Source organism: Streptomyces sp. SPB074, from assembly GCF_000154905.1.
Lineage (GTDB): Bacteria > Actinomycetota > Actinomycetes > Streptomycetales > Streptomycetaceae > Streptomyces.
In genome coordinates, this window is record NZ_GG770539.1 from 2212016 (window position 1) to 2212954 (window position 939).

The window sequence follows — 939 nt, forward strand, 5'->3', positions numbered from 1 at the left end:
CGCGGCAACGTCCAGCTGCGCGGTCTCGGCCCCGCCTGCGGCGACGTGCTCGGGCGGGCCCTCGCGGACGCGGGCCTGCTGCCCTCGCCCGCCCACGAGCGCGTCCGGGCGCCCCTCGCCGTGCGGCCCGTGTCGCGTCCCGCTCGGTCGCGTCCCGTTCAGGGGATGACGATCACCGGGCGCTGGGCGCGGCGGGCGAGGCGGCCGGAGACGGAGCCGAAGATGCGGCCCACGACGCCGTGCGTCGTGCCGACGACGATGGCGTCCGCCTCGTACTCCTTGCCCACTTCCTCCAGTTCGTGGCAGATGTCGCCGCCCCGCTCGACCAGGACCCAGGGCACTTCGGAGAGGAAGTCGGCGCAGGCCAGTTCCAGGCCGAGGACCTCGGTGCGGTGGTCGGGGACGTCGACGAAGACGGGTGGCTCGCAGCCCGCCCACACCGTGGTGGGCAGCCGGTTGGCCACGTGGACGATGATCAGCGCCGACGCGGCGCGCAGCGCGAGCCCCACGGCGTAGGAGAGCGCCCGTTCGCTGGAGGTCGAACCGTCGAAGCCGACCACGACGCCGTGCCGGAAGGCCGGATCGCAGGACGGGCGGTTTTCCTCCAGCGCGAGGGGATCGGCCGCCGTGTCGGCGGTGGGCCGCTTGCGGTCCGCTGGTTCGGGGAATTCGTGACCGGCCATCGGTGTCTCGGCGAGTGAGTCCTCGTGACAAGGAAGACGGAAGAAGGAATCAGGGAAGACGAATCAGGGAAATTCGGGGAAAGCGGTGCACGGGGGACACGGGGAGCGGCGCGATCACCGGACCGTGCGACTGTCCTGGAATCGCCTTCCCCAGCGCATACCCCCAAGGGTACGGCCTCACTCCTCCCCGAAGGGCCCGCCCGAGGCGGTCCGCCGACGCGTTTCAGGGAGGATGCCCGAGTACCGGCCTCTCTGG

1 protein-coding gene is annotated in these 939 nt (G+C 72.1%); it reads right to left on the reverse strand.

Going from position 1 to position 939, the window contains the following annotated elements; translation table 11 throughout:
• Positions 1 to 158: 158 nt before the first annotated feature.
• Complete coding sequence (locus SSBG_RS08910) at positions 159 to 683, reverse strand: universal stress protein (protein WP_008745854.1); 525 nt, start codon at positions 681 to 683, stop codon at positions 159 to 161.
• Between the last annotated feature and the right edge of the window lie 256 nt (positions 684 to 939).

Coding starts and splice junctions, on each gene's coding strand:
- SSBG_RS08910 (WP_008745854.1), bottom strand. CDS start 683: ATGGCCGGTCACGAATTCCCCGAACCAGCGGACCGCAAGCGGCCCACC.